This is a genomic window from Paenibacillus sp. NN59 (assembly GCF_057597225.1).
In genome coordinates this window covers 2,238,994-2,259,421 of sequence record NZ_CP199678.1, presented here as the reverse complement: position 1 = coordinate 2,259,421, position 20,428 = coordinate 2,238,994, and the positions used below count along the sequence as shown (strand labels likewise).

Annotated in this window: 22 protein-coding genes, 1 tRNA gene and 1 pseudogene; 8 read left to right on the top strand and 16 right to left on the bottom strand. The window is 45.5% G+C overall.

Annotated elements, in window-relative coordinates; genetic code table 11:
• The first annotated feature begins 216 nt into the window (after positions 1–216).
• The 3 genes from ACT89M_RS10070 to ACT89M_RS10060 all read left to right on the top strand — a co-directional run bounded on the left by ACT89M_RS10070 (position 217) and on the right by ACT89M_RS10060 (position 3,572).
• Positions 217–2,268 carry an LTA synthase family protein gene (locus tag ACT89M_RS10070; protein WP_339837590.1) on the top strand — a complete coding sequence of 684 codons (2,052 nt, stop codon included), beginning with the start codon at positions 217–219 and terminating at the stop codon, positions 2,266–2,268.
• Between the two features lie 54 nt (positions 2,269–2,322).
• Entirely contained in the window at positions 2,323–2,748 is a 426-nt protein-coding gene (locus tag ACT89M_RS10065) for a cytidine deaminase (RefSeq protein WP_308722084.1), read from the top strand.
• Positions 2,749–2,837: 89 nt separating this feature from the next.
• On the top strand, positions 2,838–3,572 hold the full coding sequence (locus ACT89M_RS10060) for a DsbA family oxidoreductase (protein WP_154958102.1): 735 nt from the start codon (positions 2,838–2,840) through the stop codon (positions 3,570–3,572).
• A gap of 388 nt (positions 3,573–3,960) precedes the next feature.
• Here the strand turns inward: ACT89M_RS10060 and ACT89M_RS10055 are convergent, their stop codons facing one another.
• Positions 3,961–4,791 (bottom strand): aldo/keto reductase, encoded by an 831-nt coding sequence (locus ACT89M_RS10055; RefSeq protein ID WP_154958103.1) that lies wholly within the window; start codon positions 4,789–4,791, stop codon positions 3,961–3,963.
• 132 nt (positions 4,792–4,923) lie between these two features.
• Positions 4,924–5,205 carry a hypothetical protein gene (locus ACT89M_RS10050; RefSeq protein WP_308722085.1) on the bottom strand — a complete coding sequence of 94 codons (282 nt, stop codon included), beginning with the start codon at positions 5,203–5,205 and terminating at the stop codon, positions 4,924–4,926.
• Positions 5,206–5,363: 158 nt separating this feature from the next.
• Between ACT89M_RS10050 and ACT89M_RS10045 the strand changes: the two genes are divergently transcribed.
• The gene (locus ACT89M_RS10045; protein ID WP_090920466.1) at positions 5,364–5,810 is read left to right on the top strand and encodes a hypothetical protein; all 447 of its coding nucleotides are present in this window, start codon (positions 5,364–5,366) and stop codon (positions 5,808–5,810) included.
• A gap of 58 nt (positions 5,811–5,868) precedes the next feature.
• Here the strand turns inward: ACT89M_RS10045 and ACT89M_RS10040 are convergent, their stop codons facing one another.
• The 9 genes and pseudogenes from ACT89M_RS10040 to ACT89M_RS10000 form a co-directional block, all read right to left on the bottom strand.
• A complete protein-coding gene (locus ACT89M_RS10040) occupies positions 5,869–6,090 on the bottom strand; it encodes a YuzB family protein (protein WP_090920463.1) in 222 nt (73 codons plus the stop codon).
• 21 nt (positions 6,091–6,111) lie between these two features.
• Positions 6,112–6,414, bottom strand: a complete 303-nt coding sequence (locus ACT89M_RS10035; protein ID WP_090920458.1) for a heme biosynthesis protein HemY — start codon at positions 6,412–6,414, stop codon at positions 6,112–6,114.
• Between the two features lie 313 nt (positions 6,415–6,727).
• Positions 6,728–7,960, bottom strand: a complete 1,233-nt coding sequence (locus ACT89M_RS10030; protein WP_373323198.1) for a M14 family metallopeptidase — start codon at positions 7,958–7,960, stop codon at positions 6,728–6,730.
• 285 nt (positions 7,961–8,245) lie between these two features.
• Positions 8,246–9,055: a glutamate racemase gene (racE, locus tag ACT89M_RS10025; protein WP_090920530.1), complete on the bottom strand. Its 810-nt coding sequence runs from the start codon at positions 9,053–9,055 to the stop codon at positions 8,246–8,248.
• 223 nt (positions 9,056–9,278) lie between these two features.
• Positions 9,279–9,737: a YtxH domain-containing protein gene (locus ACT89M_RS10020; protein ID WP_154886629.1), complete on the bottom strand. Its 459-nt coding sequence runs from the start codon at positions 9,735–9,737 to the stop codon at positions 9,279–9,281.
• A gap of 185 nt (positions 9,738–9,922) precedes the next feature.
• Complete coding sequence (locus tag ACT89M_RS10015) at positions 9,923–10,825, bottom strand: DUF4261 domain-containing protein (protein ID WP_154886631.1); 903 nt, start codon at positions 10,823–10,825, stop codon at positions 9,923–9,925.
• A gap of 17 nt (positions 10,826–10,842) precedes the next feature.
• Positions 10,843–11,298, bottom strand: coding sequence for a DUF86 domain-containing protein (locus tag ACT89M_RS10010; RefSeq protein ID WP_090920449.1), 456 nt, complete (start codon positions 11,296–11,298; stop codon positions 10,843–10,845).
• A gap of 174 nt (positions 11,299–11,472) precedes the next feature.
• Positions 11,473–11,760, bottom strand: coding sequence for a Dabb family protein (locus ACT89M_RS10005; RefSeq protein ID WP_090920446.1), 288 nt, complete (start codon positions 11,758–11,760; stop codon positions 11,473–11,475).
• Between the two features lie 316 nt (positions 11,761–12,076).
• Positions 12,077–12,469: pseudogene (locus ACT89M_RS10000) on the bottom strand (phage holin family protein); the annotation flags it as partial.
• Positions 12,470–12,916: 447 nt separating this feature from the next.
• Between ACT89M_RS10000 and ACT89M_RS09995 the strand changes: the two are divergent.
• Both ACT89M_RS09995 and ACT89M_RS09990 read left to right on the top strand, forming a co-directional pair.
• Positions 12,917–13,513 carry a helix-turn-helix domain-containing protein gene (locus ACT89M_RS09995; RefSeq protein WP_090920440.1) on the top strand — a complete coding sequence of 199 codons (597 nt, stop codon included), beginning with the start codon at positions 12,917–12,919 and terminating at the stop codon, positions 13,511–13,513.
• A gap of 189 nt (positions 13,514–13,702) precedes the next feature.
• Entirely contained in the window at positions 13,703–13,894 is a 192-nt protein-coding gene (locus tag ACT89M_RS09990; RefSeq protein WP_154886637.1) for a hypothetical protein, read from the top strand.
• Positions 13,895–13,959: 65 nt separating this feature from the next.
• On the opposite strand, the gene ACT89M_RS09985 is transcribed toward ACT89M_RS09990, so the two are convergent.
• Positions 13,960–14,044: transfer RNA gene (locus ACT89M_RS09985), tRNA-Leu, on the bottom strand.
• A gap of 222 nt (positions 14,045–14,266) precedes the next feature.
• On the opposite strand from ACT89M_RS09985, the gene ACT89M_RS09980 reads away from it, so the two are divergent.
• A complete protein-coding gene (locus tag ACT89M_RS09980) occupies positions 14,267–15,259 on the top strand; it encodes a Gfo/Idh/MocA family protein (protein ID WP_308722086.1) in 993 nt (330 codons plus the stop codon).
• Positions 15,260–15,330: 71 nt separating this feature from the next.
• Here the strand turns inward: ACT89M_RS09980 and ACT89M_RS09975 are convergent, their stop codons facing one another.
• From ACT89M_RS09975 to ACT89M_RS09960, 4 genes are all read right to left on the bottom strand, one after another.
• On the bottom strand, positions 15,331–16,953 hold the full coding sequence (locus tag ACT89M_RS09975) for a sensor domain-containing diguanylate cyclase (protein ID WP_154886642.1): 1,623 nt from the start codon (positions 16,951–16,953) through the stop codon (positions 15,331–15,333).
• A 164-nt stretch (positions 16,954–17,117) separates the two neighbouring features.
• A complete protein-coding gene (locus tag ACT89M_RS09970) occupies positions 17,118–17,852 on the bottom strand; it encodes a spermidine synthase (RefSeq protein ID WP_154886645.1) in 735 nt (244 codons plus the stop codon).
• 63 nt (positions 17,853–17,915) lie between these two features.
• On the bottom strand, positions 17,916–18,824 hold the full coding sequence (locus ACT89M_RS09965) for a LysR family transcriptional regulator (protein ID WP_090920428.1): 909 nt from the start codon (positions 18,822–18,824) through the stop codon (positions 17,916–17,918).
• A gap of 44 nt (positions 18,825–18,868) precedes the next feature.
• Entirely contained in the window at positions 18,869–19,306 is a 438-nt protein-coding gene (locus tag ACT89M_RS09960; RefSeq protein ID WP_186809558.1) for a MerR family transcriptional regulator, read from the bottom strand.
• 134 nt (positions 19,307–19,440) lie between these two features.
• Here ACT89M_RS09960 and ACT89M_RS09955 point away from each other — a divergent pair, with 134 nt between their 5' ends.
• Positions 19,441–20,289 (top strand): SDR family NAD(P)-dependent oxidoreductase, encoded by an 849-nt coding sequence (locus ACT89M_RS09955; RefSeq protein ID WP_154886649.1) that lies wholly within the window; start codon positions 19,441–19,443, stop codon positions 20,287–20,289.
• Positions 20,290–20,428: the final 139 nt, after the last annotated feature.

Below are 20,428 nucleotides of genomic sequence, written 5' to 3'. Positions count from 1 at the left end.
GTTTGATCACTAACCAGCCAACAAAAGCAGGACTTCATACCTTATAAGAAGGGTCTGTATGACATGCGAGTATGAAGATGAGCATAGTTGAAATGCGAAGCGGTCACGCTATAATATATGAAGCCCTGTTTTTACATTCCGTTAACAAAATAAACGACATATTTAATCCATAGCTTCTCGAATCATGAACAACTACATAAAAAAGGGGGAAACATTATGGTTTTCACTCAGCCTATGCGAAGTTCCAGAACGCCCATGCTTCTGCGTCACCCATTGACGCTATATGTTATTTTCACGATACTGATCCTGCTTAAGCTGATGTTCCTGCATCACAATCTGAACGCGTATAACATTACCATGGGACTGCTTGATAAAGTGATTGCGGTTGGATCATTGTTGCTTCTGTCCTTCTGGGTCTGGTGGCTACCACGTAGAGGCATGATTGCTGCACTTGCTGTCCTTCACTTGTTTCTTACTGCACTCATCTATGCGGATATGGTCTATTATCGCTACTTTCAGGATTTCCTTACCATTCCTGTGCTCTTACAGGCACGACAGGTAGACGCACTTGGTGATAGCATTGCCACTTTAATCTATACCCGCGATATATGGTTTTTTGCCGATTTATTCATTGTTATTCCGTGTGCAGCCTTAATGCTGTTCAGCAGACGTTATCGCTCAGGTCAACCGTCAGGGATGTACACAAGCAGTTCTAACGGTAGTTATAGCGGTTACTCCTTCACTTCCTCCATATCTCATAAAAAGCGCCTCCGCCGCCGTCTATTGGCAGGTGTCACAGCGCTCATTCTGGGATTGGGTCTTGGCGCCGGCCCTATATATTATTACAGCAAAACCTGGGCTAAGGGGCTGTTTGATAACAATTGGTGGAATGTATCCATGTACAACGTAACCGGATTGCTCGCTTTTCACGGCTATGATACGTACTCTTATGTCAAAAATAATATAGGTTCCGGCCCCGAAGCCGATCCAGCCGATATCCAGCAAGTTAAAGCTTATTTTGATGATCGACAAAAGTCGAATGCAGGACAGCTCAACCAGCCCTTATACGGAAAATATAAAGATAGCAACGTCATTATCGTGCAAGGTGAAGCTTTTATGAATTTTATGATTGGACAAAGCATTGGCGGGCAGGAAATCACACCCCACTTCAATGAACTGATGAAAGAAAGCCAGTATTACAGCCACTTTTATCACCAGACTGGACAGGGAAGAACGTCAGATGCCGACTTCGGCGCCAACATCTCTCTGCACCCTCTTCCTGTAGGTTCAGCGTTTGTGCGATACGCAGATCATATGTACGATTCGTTACCTTCCATTTTGAAGGAGCATGGCTATAGCACCAACGTATTCCACGCCTACGAGAGCGGGTTCTGGAACCGATATACGATGTATCAGAATATGAAATACGACAAGTTCTACAGCAAAAATGATTTCATAGAAGATGACCCGCTTGGCTGGTCTTTGTCGGATGTATCTTTTTTCCGGCAGTCCGTGGAGAAAATGAGTAATGAGGTGAAGGAACCCTTTTATTCATTCCTCATCACACTTAGCAGCCATCATCCCTACGCCTCTCTGCCTAAAGAGAAACAGCAGCTGGATGTGGGTGAATTCCAGGGCACCATGTTCGGAAATTATCTGCAGTCTGTTCACTATGTAGATGCCGCACTCGGTGGTATGGTGGAGGATCTGAAGAATCGTGGACTATGGGACAAGACTATCTTCATGTTCTACGGTGACCATGACAGCTCGATTAACGACAAAGCTCAATATGAGAAGTTTCTAGGCCGTGGGCTGAACGATCTTGATATGGCACAGATCATGAACGAAGTTCCACTGCTGGTACATTTACCTGACGGAGCTGAAGCCGGTACCTTTGATAAACCTTCAGGGCAGCTGGATATTACACCATCGGTGCTACATTTGCTCGGGATATCGGATGAATCCTATTATCACATGGGAAACAATGTGTACAACGACACGGAACGCACGGTAGTGCTACGTAACGGTTCATTCACTGATGGTAAAGTGTTCTATATTCCCTCGGACGATTACCTTTATGCCAACGGAGCTTGTTACGACCAAGCCACTCACGAAACGACGGATATTAACGCCTGCAGGGTTGGTTTCGAAACAGCCTCAAAACGTCTGCATGTGTCTGATACGATCATTACCTACGATCTGATACGTCAATTCCGTGAGGAGAAGGAACGACCAGCAGATGCTACCGAGAACTCTTCGAAAAAATAATTAGGTACAGAAATAAATGTCAGACACACTTTTGTTAAAAAGGAGTATCATCTTATGTCGACTAACCTCCATTCACACGATATCGAACAAAAACTTTATGATGCTGCTACCGAGTTTGTTAAAGAGCGGTACCCTCAAGGTTGGGGCGGAGCAGGCGCTGTATATACCGACGCCGGATCTCTGCTCATCAGCGTAGCTCCAGAGGTCATCAACGATGCGGTGCATCTTTGCATGGAAACAGGCGCTTATCTGGAAGCTCATAAATTAAATGAGCGGGTAACCCACTCTCTCTGCGTAGCGCGCAATGACGAAAATACCGGATTCAAAGTGCTTACACCTTGCGGAATCTGCCAGGAACGCCTTTTTTATTGGGGAGGGGACGTCAAAGCAGCTGTATACGATCCGTCCGGACAACTTATTTTCAAAACATTAAATGAGCTTCAACCAAACCATTGGACAAAAGCTTACTCGAACGATTAAATTCGAATAACTTGCGAAAATTTGAAAGTCACTTTATAATTGTAACTATAATGGTTTCAATTTAGGAACATAATGGAGGTTTTAAACCAATGAATATTGAAGTATGGTCTGATTTCATGTGCCCTTTCTGTTATATCGGTAAACGCCGTCTGGAAAACGTACTGGAAAAATTCCCGCATCGGGATGAAGTGAAGTTGCAATTTAAAAGCTTTGAGCTTGATCCTAACGCAGAAGTGAACAGCGGAAAAACGAATGTAGATTATCTGACTTCCAAGTACAACATCAGTGAGGAACAAGCTCGCGGGATGAATGCACAGATGAATGCCAATGCTCGCACAGCAGGGCTCGAATATAATATTGATGCCATGATCCCAACTAACTCCTTCGCCGCTCATCGTCTGACTCACTGGGCAGATACTCAAGGTAAAGCCCTTGATCTGAGTGAGCGTTTGTTCCACGCCATCTTTATTGAAGGTAAACACGTTGGTGATCCTCAAGTGCTCGCTGATCTCGCCCAGGAGGTTGGTTTGGATCGCGAAGCTGCCGTTGCCGTTCTGTCTAGCGACCAATATACCGAGAACGTACGTGCCGATCAGGCAGAAGGCGCACAGCTCGGCATCCGAGGTGTTCCATTCTTCGTTCTCGATCGTAAATTTGCCGTTTCCGGAGCACAGCCCGACGATGTCTTCCTCGATGCTCTCCAAAAAGCATGGGATGAACGTTCCCCGTTCACCATTGTTGAATCGAACGATGCCGCATCAGATCGTAACGGTGTATGCACAGAAGAAGGTTGCGAGGTTCCTCAGAACAAACCTTCTAACTAACATAAAAAGCAGCAGATCATGGAAATACTCATGACCTTGCTGCTTTTTTTATGTTTACTGCAAGCGTCTCCCTCTACACACTAACAAACAACCTAATCAGAACAAAACGGAGAAGCGAAGCCCTCCGTTTTGTCACTGCCCTCGCACTCCGAAGCTCCTTTTCCAGTGACTCTCCTGTCCAACGTTGCTGCGGAGGGGGCGAAATCGATTCTGTAGAAGCGGAGCGTTCGCCTTTGTTTTCGAATTTCAACCTTTAAAAAATTTCAATCGAGGAAATTCAAAAACAACAGCGATCAAAAGAACGATTCGTCACCAGAGCTTCCACCAACGTCCCCCCGGAGCTCCCACCAACGTTAATACTTATTTAACCGGAAAATGAGCTTCGTCCTCAATCCCAGAATAGCTGATCCGGATGTGGTCCTGTCCGTTTGTCCGAATCAAGCGCATCAATCTGTCTCAACTCATCTGGTGTCAGTTCAAAATCAAAGATATCTGCGTTCTCGCGAATCCGCTCAGGTGTCACCGATTTGGGAATCGTCACAATCTGATTCTGGATATCCCAGCGTAGAATAATCTGAGCCGGTGTTTTGCCGTACTTCTGAGCCAATCCCTTCAAGGTAGATTCCTGATTTAACTTCCCTTTCATGATGGGACTCCATGCCTCAAGTTGAATGCCTTGGGCCCCGCAGAAGTCCTGCAGTTCCTGCTGAATCAGTCCCGGATGCAGTTCCACCTGATTCACCGCAGGCACCGTACCGCCTTCATCTATAAGATCGCGCAGATGATGTACCTGAAAATTACTCACACCGATTGCACGCACACTTCCTTCGCTATACAGACGTTCAAAAGCTCTCCACGTCTCTTTATATTGATCCCGGCCTGGCCAGTGAATCAAATATAGATCAATGACATTTAAACCAAGTTTCTTCTGGCTGGCTTCGAACGCTCTAAGCGTCGAATCATAACCTTGATCATCATTCCAGAGCTTCGTCGTTACGAATAGTTCATTACGGGCTACACCACTACTCGCAATGGCTTGTCCCACTTCCTCCTCATTGCCATAAACGGACGCGGTATCAATGCTGCGATACCCTACTTCCAGAGCGGTCTCTACCGCCTGTTGTACTTCTTTTCCTTTTGCCTTATAAGTCCCGATTCCAAGCCATGGCATTGTCACTCCGTTGTTCAGAATTGTGCAATCTGTAATATGTTTAGTCATCCTGTACCTCCCGTATTGATTTTTGCCTGCTCTCGGTCTATTAACCTTCTGACAGAATTTTAAGCGCTGGAAAAAAACCAAAAAAACCTGCAGACCATCACGGCCTGCAGGTTACGGTGTAACAGGAACAGTTTATTTCTTCCCTTGCCTGTGCTGATTCTGGAGCGAGTGTAACCTTTTCTTCTCCTCAATGAACATTTCCTGCGCTAACTCGAAACCCTGTCCACCCAGAGACAACTCTGCTTGCCTCATCGCCTGCTCGGTATGAGCCAGCCGCTGCTCTGCCTGCACAATGGTCTGTGCATTCGGATGGGACATGGCCTGGGATACAGCATAATGAAGCTTGTTCACCGCATTTTGCGCCTGAGATACCGTTGTACCCGCTTGCAAACTGGAATCATAACGCTTGGGCATGAGTTATTCCTCCTCGGAATCATATTCCTGTCACCTCGTTAGCATGGATTGCATAGAGAAGACTTATTCTTTTTTTGAAAATTTGTTCAAACTTTATGCCTCCAAGATACGTTAAAAGAGCAGAAGGTTGTAAGATCAAAAAAATGGAGGAATGCTGATTGAGTACAAAAGGGATTCGTATAGGCCTCCTAACCGTTTCATTGCTATCCGTTCTGTTACTCTTATTTTTTATTTTTTGGACGCAGCGCTTCACAAACTCCACGTATGAGATCAAAGGATATGTCTCTTCATCGTTGCATAAGGATATCCCCGTGCCTGCCAATGCCAAACTCATTGAATCCGCGGCATATTCCGATCACCCCACACAATCTCGGAGCGAAACGTATGAACTGAAACACATCGGTGGTGAACAAGGACTATATCCACCTGAAGATTATTTTCAAAAGTTACATGAGGTCGGTTGGACGGAACTGAAGGACGAGCAGATGGGCAATGTGCATATTCTTAATAAAGAAGACGTTCGCATCGCCATTGAAATTCAGGAGGACACCTTCCAAATATTTTTGCTCCATTCGGATCGGGATCGTCATCAAAACTTGGGCTAAAACAAAATGCAACGCAAAAGGAGAGGCTTCTGCCCCTCCTTTTCAGGTAGCTATTCGGTTATTTGATGAACTTGGAAACCTTCGTAAGTACTTCTTCTTCCGTTGGAGCACTGATGTATCGGCCGTTGATGAAAACAAAAGCACGCTTCGCACATGGGCCGCAATAAGATTTACAACCGATCTTGATTTCTGTGCCTGGAGCCATCTTCTCCAGTTTAGGCACAATGGATTTCAATCGGATGTGATTACATTTTTCGCATACGCGGATATCGTTAGCCATGAGTTCCCCTTCTTCGCTCCCTTAGTGGTCGCCGTGGTTGCCTTTGGATGGATTCGTGATCACAAATCCTTCTTGTGGCAAGTAGAGGTAATCAATTTTCACACCATCGAGCATAGGTTGTCCATTTTCCAAAATAACGTCGATGCCCTTATCTGTAGATACTACGGTGTCATTATCTCCTGGCGTATCCAGGTCAAGACCGTAATGCGCATGGTCTCCGTGTGCATGTGTAATCACAACACGCAATAGTTTACCTTCGTTCTCCGGCTTGTCCAGTTCAAGCTTCAACACTTTCGCTGCGTTACGAGTGATTTTGCAGTTCATTCAATTCATCTCCTATATTATCATTGCTGGTTTCAACAATTTCAGCATTCATTTTAAACTCCAGCATCTATTGTAAAGAAAGTTACAGCTAATCGCAATAACATTGATGCGAAAATGACATGAAGTCATATTTTCGACACGACCTCGAGATGTTGTTTTGTCCACCAGCACTGGATATTTGCATTCAGCTCGGCTGATAAACCAACTCATCAGAATCAGGGTTATTAAGCTTGGATTTACAAAGATAAAAAACGAGCGCCGCTTCAGCGCCCGTTCCGGTTATATGTCTGAACGATCTTTCGTTTCATGCCCGCTAACCCGAGGCACCTGCCTCACGCTCTCCGTGGGATAACAATTCTGCCAGTAGCATGCCCACTTCCACACAAATGTCATCAAATTGTTCCACAGGTAGCGGATTCACTCCAAGACCCACCTCTACGGTGAATCCCGGCTTGCCAAACGCTTGAATAAACCAATCTTTATAACCAGCATCACTACCACCAAGTTTTACCGCTTTATACCCGGACGCTTTAGCTAGCTTACGCGACAATGGCGCACTCTCTCTCGGCTCCAGATCCCGATAATTCCAATAGATTTCTTGACCTTGGCTATGCAGGGATACCACTGCAGCAAATGCATGTTCCTGCGTCCACTGTGCAAGCGCCTGAGCCTCAGGTTCTGTTAGCGGAGCCGTGCCCGCATAATCCCTAGGACCAGGCGAAAAAACACTTCTGCGCGCAACCTCCTCGTCCCAGTAAGCCGGAAACTGATCATTAAGATCCACACCTCTGATGTTCGCTTTCCAATGTGTAAAGTGTGGTCGTCCTCCATTCCACGCAAGTAATTCAGAAGCATACTTATGATGATTCACTACACCTTCCTGAACTAGCTCTACTCCGTCCGGGTTCACCATGGGAACCGCCCATAAGGTCGTCTCTTGCATCCAGCGCTGCGGATCATAGGAGTGCCACAGCGAGTCCAAGGAATACGCCTCAGCGTATTCTTCGATAAACCTCATAAGAACTGGCGTGGTTAACCATTCATTGGCATGAACCGATGCATTCACATGGATATGGCGAGGGCCTTGCCCGATTCGCACATAAGGTAATGTTTTTCCCATTACACTTGTACCGATCTCTCCCGATTTCACGCAGGAATAGCGTGCTTCCAATCGCTGTATATCTCTGATCAATTCACGATATCCATATTCACCCTCAATGTTCACGATGGTTTTCCCACCAGCCTGAGGAATATTTATACAGCATCCACCCCAATCCTTCACCTTGGAGATTTCGGGATTACTCTCACGAAGCTGTTCTTCCGATAATGCAAAACGTTCTGCCGTTTCCTGCACCGTTTCTCCCGGTGGTACCGCATATCTGCGTCCGGTTCCAGGCATCACACGTAACATCTGACCGGCAAGTAGATAAGGCTGCGCTGTAGCTTCGGGGTTCAGCGCACACAACAATGCATTAGTCATGCGATATGCCGAAGCAATTCGCGGTAACGTGTCACCTGTTTTCACGATAATCCATTGCAGTTCCATGTTGTTCTCCCTTCCACAGGTCTGATTCTCCCAATTGATTCTCCTTTATTCGTACCTGTATTATCGTATGCAAGCCCGGTTGTCCGTCATGTGACATCGTTCGCAGACTTCTATGTTATGTTAGATATTCTAGCCACCAGAGCAGAGTTGGAGCGTGCCTAAGAAATATATAAAAGCCCGAACCTTAACAGGTCCGGGCACCGAAGCAAAATTACATAGATGAATGCAGGCTTAATCCTATTTTTATCCCATATAATGATGATTACTAATACATTCCGACAGCGATTACGACAACTGTGTGACCTGCCAGACGACAGGTGTCTTGGAAATTTGCTCTCCCAGCCATTGTTTCGTAATATTCTGGAACATACGCGGATCACCAGTACAGAAAAACTGATGCACAGGCGTTTCATCTCCGCTTGCCAGCTTGCGTTTATCATATAAAATGGTACTGATTTCTCTCGCTGTTTCATCGGCTGAGCTGATGAGCTTTACATCCTGGCCCATGACATCCTGAATCGTGTCCATCAGAAACGGATAATGCGTGCAACCAAGAATCAGACAGTCAATAGGCTCTCTTTTAATTTCTCCGAGCGCTTGATCCACCGTATACGTTGTGTGTTCGGAACGAAATTCGCCTTTCTCCACCAACGGCACCAGTGCAGGACAAGCCTGGCTGACCACATCGACATAAGGAGACAGCTGCTTGAGTGCCGACGTATACGCCCCACTTCCGATCGTACCCACAGTCCCGATCACACCGATGCGGCCTGTACGTGTTGCCATAATGGCTGCCCTTGCACCAGGATGGATCACTCCAATGACAGGAACATCCACCTTGGTCCGGATATATTCCAGTGCTGCGGCTGTCGCCGTATTGCAGGCGATCACAATCACTTTCGGATTAAACTGAATCAAAAAATCAACGATTTGCTCCGTAAATTGTTTCACTTGTTCGGACGAACGGGGTCCGTACGGTGTCCGGGCAGTGTCCCCAAAATAAATGATCTTTTCCCGCGGGAGCTGACGCATCACTTCCTTCGCAACGGTCAATCCCCCTACACCGGAGTCTAATATAGCAATAGCTTGCTGCACGAACACACCGCTTCCTTCTTCATTAAATTCATTCTGATCATCCATAGTAAAAAAGCTTTCTACCTACCCTATGATATTTCCGGCAAAAAGGTACCTACATCTTACCCGATTTCATCGCCGGGTTCAAATTTAAGTCATTGAATCCTGTTGTCATGCATAGCATGAGCACACAACAAAGCAGGCTTTCCACCGGACTGGGGAAAGCCTGCTAAACCCGCATTGCTTAGTTTTCGTCTTTGGACTCATCGGTAGTAAGCTTGACAATATCTTCGTTCCCCTGCTCTGTTGGTACCAATTTCAAGCCTTGAGTTTGTACTGAATCCTCTACTTGATCTTGAACCTGGATCTCAGGTTGGACATGCCCCTGTACTCCTTCAGCTTTATCCGCATCTGCAATTGCAGCAGAAATCCGAATCTCTTTACCGTCCGAAGAACAACGCCAGGACTGGATATCCTTAATAACTACATCCGCCGTTTCCTTCACTTTGGATACGATCTGTGAGCTTTGCTCTCCCACTTTTACAGCCAGTTCTTGACCTTTATCCGTAACTTGACGAGCACCCTCGGAAATATCCTGACGCAATTCACGTCCTGATTTTGGTGCAAGCAGCAGTGCAGTGACCGAACCAACGACGGAGCCGATTAAAGCCCCCCACAACAAGCTTTTATTCGAATCTTTCATGATCCATCTCTCCTCTTCAATGGGTTAGACATCGGTTTATGAAACAACGATAGGATCTGTTCATCTGGGCCAATGCCTACTCTGTTCATGCATTATAAGCAGGATGGGCTTGACCTGACACTCTGGAGTGAAAAAAAAACGGAACAAACGCATCTCTGGGTTAAGATACCCATCCTCATTCTTTTTTACCGAACTGTCTGAGGCGCGGGTACAGCATGCTCTTCTCCGGGGTTCAGATCTACGACGTATCTCCCTGGTGCAATTAAAGCAAACTGATGCTCACAGCGCCAGCGCTGTCCACCAGATGAGCCCAAGGTCTGACCATCCTGCAATACATCTCCCTGATCAAATATGTAGTACGCAGCACCCAGAAGTGTCTGAGCCACCGTATCGGGGTCAAGTCCAGTAAAGTGACATTGCACATCAGGTACGCCAAGCGCAGATAAACCTACGGTATCCATAACCAGTTCTCGCTGTTGCTCCGTCCCCCCCGCTTGATACATCCGCACATTCATCGCAGCATAGAGATGCTCCTCGCGTTCCTGGGATTGAATGTAAGCATCAGGTTCAACCAGTTTGTCACTGCCGTACCAGTAAAGCGCATCACAATCCAGTGTGTCCAGCACAGCCAGCACCGTTTTCTGGAACAAGTCCAGACGCTGTTTACGCGGCATGGCAGCAGTAAACATATCATGAATCCGAATGGAATAACGGGCAGAAGCTATAGCTTGTCCTGCTTCAGGCCAGTGCCATGCTTGCTGTAAAGCCCCTGCAAAACGTGTACGGTCCACAATTTCATGTACGGGTAGCAAGCAAGTCTGAGCGGGGATGCTACCTTCCTGAAAGGAAACCTTATGTTCCATATGGTAGAACACCATCATCTCCTGCGTTCCCTGTTCCTTCTCTTCCTGTTTTACATCCAGTCTCCCTTGTCCCGTTCGATGGATGAGCGCCTCCTGTAACACATGCCGATTCACATCTGGCTTTTCATTAAACAGGAACTCCAACATGTACACGGGGTGAAATCCTGATGACATTTCATCGCTTTCCCGCTTCCCTTGATCTGTCCCTTTCGAATCTTTCTCCATACAGCTTCCCTCATTCCTTACTCTCTCACTTGGCCTTCATTTCCCTGAAAAGGTCCAAGTTCTTTTTCCACATAAGTGCTTACCTGGCCGGAGAACTGTTCAAGCACATCCGGCAAGGCTGCACTAAGTGGATTCAACACGGTTCGCTGCCAGCTGTAATAATCTTGCACAAGCGGTTTACGCAACGTAACGAGTTGACGCAAAACCCCGTATGTTGATTCATCAAATACGTTCTCTTCATAATTAATCTGAATAATATCATCGTAACTGCTTGCATCTCTCATAATGAAACCATCAATGAGATAACTGCCCACATCAGTCACAATCTCAACGGCAAGATGCAAACATCGTTCTTGCACCATCCCCAATACCAGACCACCATCCCAGGCCTGTACAACCTGCCGAAGCCCTTCAGCAACTTCCGGTATCGCGTCAAGCCGGCGAGCGATCTGCTCCCTATTCACATAATACATTCATTCACTTCCCGTTCAGTGAGTTATCGGTTTCGTTTCCCTCTGCGCTTAAGCCAGAAGATCATAACAGGGCAAGCGATCAGAAACACAACAAAAATATATAGAAATTCCATAACGTCTCTTAAATCGCTCATGCAGATTCCCCTTCAAATCCAGAATAGAATGTGTAAAACCTTAGATCACATAGTCAACAGCAATGGATTGTTCTCTCACTTCGTTCATGTACTTGATGACATCCTGATGGAGTGGGTGAACCTGATACGCCTGAAGATCTTCCAGCGAAGCAAACTCCGCTGTCAGTGAAATGTCGAATGATCTGTCCGAACGCAGTACATCGATACCCACCTCAAGGGACATGAGAACATCGATTTTGCCTTCCAGATTACGCAGAACCTGGGCAGCCGCCTCAACGCTTTCTGCAGAGCGATCTTTCATTTTGAACAGGACAATATGCTTAATCATCTTGGTAAACACCTCGTTTGGATTAATAACTAGAACTATTAGCTATGTTTCGTGTATCCAAAATATATCATATCACCGTCTATTACGAAAGGATGCTTTGTATGCGTTTCCCGAACAACAATAATATTCCCCCAGGCTAATCCTTCGTTGAATCCGACTGCCGATCAGAAGACACTCCCCCATTCTCAACCCTTTTCTCCTGACCTTGAACAGTTTGAACATCTTCTTTTGATTGAACCTCTTCTTTTATTGGGGAAGGGATAGCGGAATTTGGCTTAGGCATGTTCCATTCCCGGTCAGGCAGACTGCTCTGTTCCTCCTGTTTCTTAAGTACCGCGATAGCCTGTCTGAGCTTGGCAGGTAAAGGCAATCCAATTTTGGCATAATTCTCTGTGATTGAGATCAATTCATTGACCAAGTAAAAATAAATTGCTCCTCCCTTAATAATATCGGTCCCCATAATCAGATCAATACGGTGAGCAAGCAGAACAACGGTCAGCATTAGCCCTTTTCGTGCAAGTCCCCAGAAGCCAATATTACTGTTCAATCCCGTTCCCGTTCTCACAGCTGCCGCCAGACCTGTAACATAATCAATAGCCATAGCGATCGCAAGCAGACTAAGTAGCTGATCCCACCCGCCAAAAGCGAACGTCACAACCGCTCCCGAAATAGCAGTAACCGAACTCACCGCTGGGCTCACGTTCCTCACCTCTCCCTTGTTCTTTCTTGTTTGAACACCCTACAATATATGTGAGAATGAGAGATTGTGATCGTTCATCTGTCTTGCTGAACATGCGGATTTATCATTTCAGATTTGTGCACTTTTTTGGTTTGAACACCAAAAGTAGATTTACAAATGTAGTAGGAGTTCAGGGGAAAAACAGCATGAAATCAACAAAAATAACACAAAAGTTCTAAAGACCTATGAGTGGGTAAATAGAACTAATTAATTTGTAATCTCGTACAATTCATTCCATCTTTTTTAGTGAATCATTGTAATCTAGGAATATACTAGGATGTGTTTCGCAAGAGGTCTAGTTCGTAGTTCCCTCTTTCATGTAGAATGACGCACAAGCGGTTTTCAAACCAGTAATTGCGGCACTTGAAAGTACCCCTTTATTTATTGTAGTATTTGGTTAAAAAAATCGGAGGAAATATGCCTAATCAACCAGAACAACATTCCATCCAGGCGTGGTCTCTGATCAACCGTAAATATTTGGGAAAAGGTGTCCGTGTTAAACGGTTCCGCAAACCGACACGCTGTCAAATCCGCAATCGTGTTCTTCTTGCCGTGCTGATGGCCAACGATATTAAATTGTCTCAGCTCGCTGAAGACCTCTCGATCTCCTCACGCAGTGTAAGCGCGTGGGTGTATGAAGGGCGAATACCCGGCAGTACCAATCTGGACAAAACTTGTCAGTTGCTTGGCTACCCGCGACATATTCTTTTTAATGAAGAGGTCGTGCGCAACAGTCCTGTCATCTGTCAACCCGAGCCTTCCCGCTTTATGAAGCGGACGGTAACCCGCTCTCCAGTGAGTAACCGTATTTTGACAGGCCTGTGTATGGTCCATGATTTGTCGGTGACAGATGTCAGCCACTGGATCGGGGTTCATCCCGGCACTTTCCGCAAATGGCTGCATCAGGGAACGCTGCCTTCTGCCGCGTTTCAGGAACAAGCGGAACAATTTTTCCGCATCCCGAAAACTATTCTGTTCGCAGATGTCATTCTTAAGGATCGTCGTAATCAATAAAACAGCGAACAGCCAAAAGGCTCTGCGCCCTCTCCCGGGGGCCAGAGCCTATTTTAGTTGGATACGCCAAGATGATGAACGATGCATAATTTACCTGAAAAGACCACAAAATGAAACTGTGTAGCGAGCGGATTATTGCATTACAAAAATGGACCACTCCATACTCTATTTTAGAAGCAGGTGAATACAATGAAGTCATTCAAACATCTGGGGGTCGCCTTGGGCTTTCTCGCTGGAACCACCTTTGGTAGTGGAATTGCGTTTTTGTTTCGTTTCTCGCCCGTTCAATTAATGCTCAGTGTTGCTCTATTCGGTTTAGCTGGTATCCTTTCAGGATTGCTGACCAGTAAAATTTGGTATAACCAGATTCAGGAGCATTAAGGAAAAAGCAAACGAAAAAAGGTTTGTACATTGCCCATTCGGGCAACATACAAACCTTTTTGTTATGCGGTCGAGAGGACTCGAACCTCCACGGGGGGTTAGCCCACACGGACCTGAACCGTGCGCGTCTGCCAATTCCGCCACGACCGCATATTATGTATCTCTTCATCATCGATGAAAAGTATATCCGGTGAAACAATTCCTTGTTTTACCGTAATTCAGAGTATACATGTTACATTTTTATATTGCAACAACTTTTTTAATCCCTTAGAGGGACATATGTCCTTTTCTCACTAATTCAAACCACATATGTTTATCAATAGTAATTTTATAATGACATAAAGCACATATACCAATGAAGGGGACTTTCATTTGCTGAATTCAAAACTATGTTTTATCGGAGCCGGATTCCATGCCTCCACGAATATTTACCCTGCAGCGATCGAAGCGGGTGCAACCATTCAGGCTGTGGCTACAAGGAATCTTGAACGATCTAGGGCGGCCCTGCTTCGCTTTGGCAGTTCAGGTCAAGCCTATGATCATGCCGGCCAGATGCTGAAGCAGGAAACCTGTGACGGAGTCGTCGTCGTTGCTCAGCCAGTGGATCAAACCAAACTTGTGCTGGAATGCATTGAGGCAGGTAAACATGTCTATGTGGACAAACCACTTGGCTGGACTGCAGAAGAAGCCGCTAAGGTGGCCCAAGCAGCAGATCAGGGTGCTGTTGTGGTCATGGTCGGTTTTATGAAACGATATGCTCCGATCTATCAAAAACTCAAGACACTCATTGATGAGAGAACACTCGGTAAAGTGCACTCGTTCCAGATGAAATTTGCCGTAGATAGCACGCCTTTTTGTGAAAATGAAGAACAGTTTATGAAACTTGCTGCCATACATATGGTGGATCTCATGCGTTATTTGTTTGGCGAAGCTATGCAAGTAACAGGAACGACTGTAAGAGATGGAAAACATATTAACCAGAGTATTTCCTTGATTTTTGATGAAGGTGTCACGGGCAGTGCCTATTTTACAGGGATGAGTGCATGGTCACGTGAAAGCGAAAGTGTGCTGGTTACTTTTGAGCATGGATTCGCTCTAGCCGATGAGATCACCAAACTTACAATACATGAATCTCATAAAGGGGATCTTCTTCCATGGAAGTCTCTTGAAGAACACGATTCGTTATATACTCCTTCCGGCACCCCAATGTCTGGAGCTTATAGGGATCTTTATCTGCGTGGCTTTGTAGGTGAAATGAGACACTTTATGTCCTGTTGCCAGACGGGGGCCGTTCCACTCTCAAGCGCTCGCGATAATGTTAGCACAATGGCTTTATGTGACCGAATCCTGTCATCTTTCATATAGAAACAAACAGAAACAGACCCTGTTCATAAGGGTCTGTTCGTATTCTTCCGTTTCTCTGTTCTTCTGTGCTACTATTTTGCTTTTTCCACCGTCTGAATGATGACGGTTCGATTGCGTCCCTCTTCTTTGGCCAGATAGAGCGCATTATCTGCCAGATGAAACAATTCCGTTTCCGAGCGGGAATGCATTGGAAACTCAGCAATGCCTGCAGATATCGTAACCGTACGATCAACAGCTAATATACTTTCTTCAACTGATATCCGAATGCGTTCGGCTATCTCATACGCCTTTTTGGAGTCGTAATCCCTTAACAGTACAACAAACTCTTCACCGCCAAACCGAAAACAAACATCCTCAGGCCTTACAGACATCTGAATCAACTTCGCGATCTGTTTTAGAACCTCATCTCCGGTCGAATGACCATAGGTATCATTAATTAACTTGAAGCGGTCTATATCGAGAACAATGATCGCAAATGGATTCTCATCATGAGTCCATGCCTGAATCACTTCCTCAAAGGTTCGGCGATTATTCAAACCAGTTAATACGTCCGTTCTAGCATCATACACCAACTGATCCGTCTTGTTTCTGAAACTTGTCATTGCTCCAAGCACCGCTCGAGTAAGCAGATCGGCTTCCCTGTTCCAATGCGGCTTCACGACAGGTAACTCCACCTGCCCTTTGTCCACTTGCTGCACAAGATCAGCCAAGAATACAAACGGATGCACCAGCTTCCGGGCAACTCTTAACACAATTAGAGTCAACAATATAAAGGGTACCGCTATGTATAGCAGCAACAGTCCGATCTGACGGTTTAACTGATCATATACGATTTGGGTTGGAGATACGACAACCACTCCCCAGTTGGTTGCTGGAACTTTGTAATATCCGGCAAGCGTATTAACCCCATCCAAATTCGTATATTGCTCTTGTCCCGTCTGATTTTTGATCAGTTTCTGCACCACTGTATTGGCTCTAATATCTCTGCCAATTCGGCTGACGTTGGGATGAAAAAGCAGCGTTCCCTTATGGTCAACTATAAAAAAGTATGTTCCGTTGTCGGTTTTAAGTTGACTCCCAAACGACAAATCGAGTATATTATTTTCCTGCAAATAGATACTCCCACTAATCATGCCTTTGTATTTTCCCATTGGATCAACAATTGGTTCACTGAGAAAAACAATTCTACGATTCGTTCGCGGTGTCACGTAAGCATCTGATATGTATGAGGCTTTGGATTTGATCGCCGCTTTGGCCGCCTCGGAGCTCACATGTGTACCAATACTGGCCTGAGAATACGGTGACCTCGACAGCACAAGCCCCATCTGGTCTGCCAAGACTACAGCGTTAAAATAATCACTGCTATTATGGATGAGATCCAGCGTAGTGTTCAGTTTCTCCTTATCATTGAAATCGACATTTTTAAAATGTGCGGCTCCATACTTTAAGCTTTTTTTCATGGATTCAAATAAGGAGTTTAACGTTTGACTCATCTGTACAGCACTCGCATAGTTAACAGAAAGAGTATTGTTAATAAGAGACTGTTTCTGCGTGGTATACGAGGTAATCACCATAATGGTTAGCGTCATCAATACGGAGATTGTAACGAATCCACCAAGTAATGCGGTCAGACTGACTTTTTTGAACTTCTTTACTTTTCTGCGTAATCTGGATTTTTTTTTATTTGCAATCATTTTGCTTCCCCCGGATTTTCATAAAAAAGCATACCTACATCATCATATAATAAAGTTGTTAAGAAACAATGAAGAAATGACGTATATTAACTTTGAATTTATAGGATTGACGAATTTATGACAAAATAACTCATCCGGGGAATAAGCGAATTCTCTTCATCTATTTACCCTTCAATGACATAACCCTCTTCCAGGTTTTGCTCCACAAAGCCCGCCATATACCGCACCTGAACATCAATTGGGCGAAGACTTCCCATCAATATGCGATTCTGAACGTCATTAGGCTCGGCCGGAAGTGCAAAGGCACGTACATAAGGGAATTCTATTCCAAGCGTTGTGTAGATTGCGTTGACAAGCTGATCGTTACCACAACGTCCAAACACATTAAGCAGCACAGCACCACCTGCATACAGTTTGTCTTTTGCCATGTTAAAAAAAGAACGGTTCGTAAACTGCTCTGGTGTGCCCGTTGCCGTAAATGCATCTATAACGATATAATCATACGTCCCAGCCTGTTCCCGTTCCAGCAGTTCCCGACCATCCCCCACCAGGACAGGGGACCCTTTGTATCCAAAAAAGTGCTGACTGATTTCCACAACCTCCGCATCCAACTCCGCTACCTTAACTTGTCGATCAGACAAATAAGAAGGGATTGTGCCAATACCCTGCCCCACGACGAATACGCGATTGTAATGCGGGTTATTTCGCTCCATCAGATGTAGCATAGCCCTCGGGTACTCTAGAACAATCCTGGAAGGTTGCTCTACATCGATCGCCCCCTGCACGGCATCATTAGAGAACTGCAATACACGAAAATGTCCTTTTTCCCCGTAAAGCCTTTTCGTCTCGTACACCGTCAGCTCATGTTGCTCACTTTTATTCCGGTATAATACTCTCAACTTCCTGCTCCCTTCAGATGAACCTTTGAACCTATAAAATCCATATTACAAAGACCCTGTGACTCAATCTTGCAAACCAATTGCTTCGTGTAATGCCTGCACATAAGCCACGCCGAGATTGGAAAGTGACGTGCTTTTATGAGAAATCCACCCGACATTAATGGACTCTTCACATTCGAGGGGAACCGGAATGATCTCGTTGCCGTTCAGATCGGCGCTAAGCACTCCAGTCGAGATCGTATACCCATTTAGACCGATAAGCAGATTAAATAAAGTCGCCCGGTCGTTGACCTGAATGCTTTTGGGATGAGATAACGTACTCAGAATTTCTTCGGAAAAATGAAAAGAATTATACTCCCCCTGGTCAAAGGACAGGTAAGGATAATCCTGAAGCTGTTCAATGGCCACAGACTCCTGCTTCGCAAGCGGATTGTTCACACTGATGAAAATATGCGGTTTCGCTGTAAACAGGCTTGTAAACACAAGTCCGGCATCTTTCAACAATTTATTGATAACTTTGGCGTTGAATTCGTTCAGATAAAGGATGCCAATCTCACTCCGAAGACTTTTTACATCCTGAATGATCTCATACGTTTTAGTCTCGCGCAGTGCGAGTTCATACTCATCATGACCGTGCTGCTGAACAAGCTTTACAAATGCATTCACCGCAAAAGCGTAGTGCTGGGTGGATACCGAAAAGTGTTGCGGAGACGGCTTCGCATTCAGATAACGATTCTCCAGCAGTTCGGCCTGTTCGACGACCTGACGAGCATAACTTAGAAACTCCACCCCTTCTTTGGAAAGAGTGATGCCTTTATTGGTCCGTTCAAAAATGGTAATACGAAGCTCCTGTTCCAGATCGCGAATCGCGTTTGATAAGCTCGGCTGGGAGATAAACAACCGTTTGGCTGCTTCGTTCATCGATCCGTGTGTGGCAACCTCGATTACATATTTAAGTTGTTGTAATGTCATGACTTGACTCCTTTTCCGATATCCCTCGTATATCTTATATTCCATCAAGAGAAAGTTTTCTTTTGGGCGATCCCTGTCACTAGATTCTCTGCTTCCAGCGAACAACGTTCAGGAAACATACTACGTTGCTCCAGCTTATCCTGAATAAAATCAACGACCTGTTGCAGCGAGGCGATCTGATCTTCTACTTTTTTCTGATAATTGACCAGCATCTCCCGTTCCTCCGGAAAATCGTTCAAATCCGACTCCAGCGACATCTGCAGAAATGGCTTCATATCCTCAAGTGACATGCCTGTTTTCTTCAGACAAGTAATTAGGCTCATCGTCTGGATGTCCTGTTCCGAATAGACTCTGTGGCTGCTTGCTTTACGTTCCGCACGTGGAAGCAGACCAATTTTCTCATAATAACGAATGGTATCTTTGGATAACCCCGACCGCTCCGATATTTCATGAATGGAGAACGTACTTTGCTCACTCATCATTAGCCCTCCCATACCCATACTTCTCTCTATCATATAACTTGGAGCTGGCTCCAAGTCAAGCCTGAAATATCCCTCTTGACTTGGAGTCAGCTCCAAATTGTAGAATGACTCGAATACATGAGGAGGTCATTTTAATGAACCCAGTAAATCCGCTTCGCACAGCCGTAATAACCGGCTCATCTTCAGGAATTGGACTGGAACTAACAAGACAGCTTCTAAAGGATCAGTGGAAGATTATCGCTCTTAACCGCTCCGCGTTCCCGGCAGATGATCGTGTAATTCAGTCCGCATTAAGCTCAGGTCAATTACGATCCATTCAAGCCAATTTCACGAATTATGCCAGCCTTCGCTCAGCGCTGGACCAGATTCGATCACAGACGGATTCCATTGACGTCCTGTTCAACAATGCAGGCGGAAGCACCTCTACCCTCCAATACTCCGACCAGGGGCGTGAGTTGCATTTTGAGCTTCAGACGGTGGTTCCTTATATCATTTATCGGGAGCTGTATGAGTCGCTCCGCCAAGGGAGGATGAAAACCGTTGTGAACACCTCCTCGACTGCTTTTCGCATGCTAAAAGCGTTCGACCTTGATACGTTGGAGCGGCCAGCTTCCTTCAAAAAGCTTTTTGGTCCTTACGCTGCGTCCAAGCTCGCCCTCTCATTGTGGACAGCTGAGGCTGCATCCAAAGCTATGGCGGATGGCATTCGACTTCTTAGTGTTGATCCGGGTGGAAACAACACGCTAAGAAGCAACAAAACATCCGGTTTGCCCTTCTATATCAAACCTGTTATGAAATTATTCTTTTCTCATCCAAGTCGAGGTGCATCACTGCTTCATAACGCAGTGCTCGGGAGCGTGAAGCATGATTCTGGTGCGTTTCTGGTTAATAATAAGGCAGCACGCCTTCGTTTTCATGAGCAAGGATCTACCATACTTCAACGTGTGCATGAAATCTATGAGCAAAATTATCTGAATACCTAATTCATGCTTGAAATTTACCGCTCTCGCCCTGAAGAAGTCTGATTCCAGACTTGACCGAATAAGGTCAGGTCTTTTTATCTTTGTCCTTCATATTTTCCAAGCCTTCGTTCATAGGTGTAAGCATGGTGAGTAAACCACA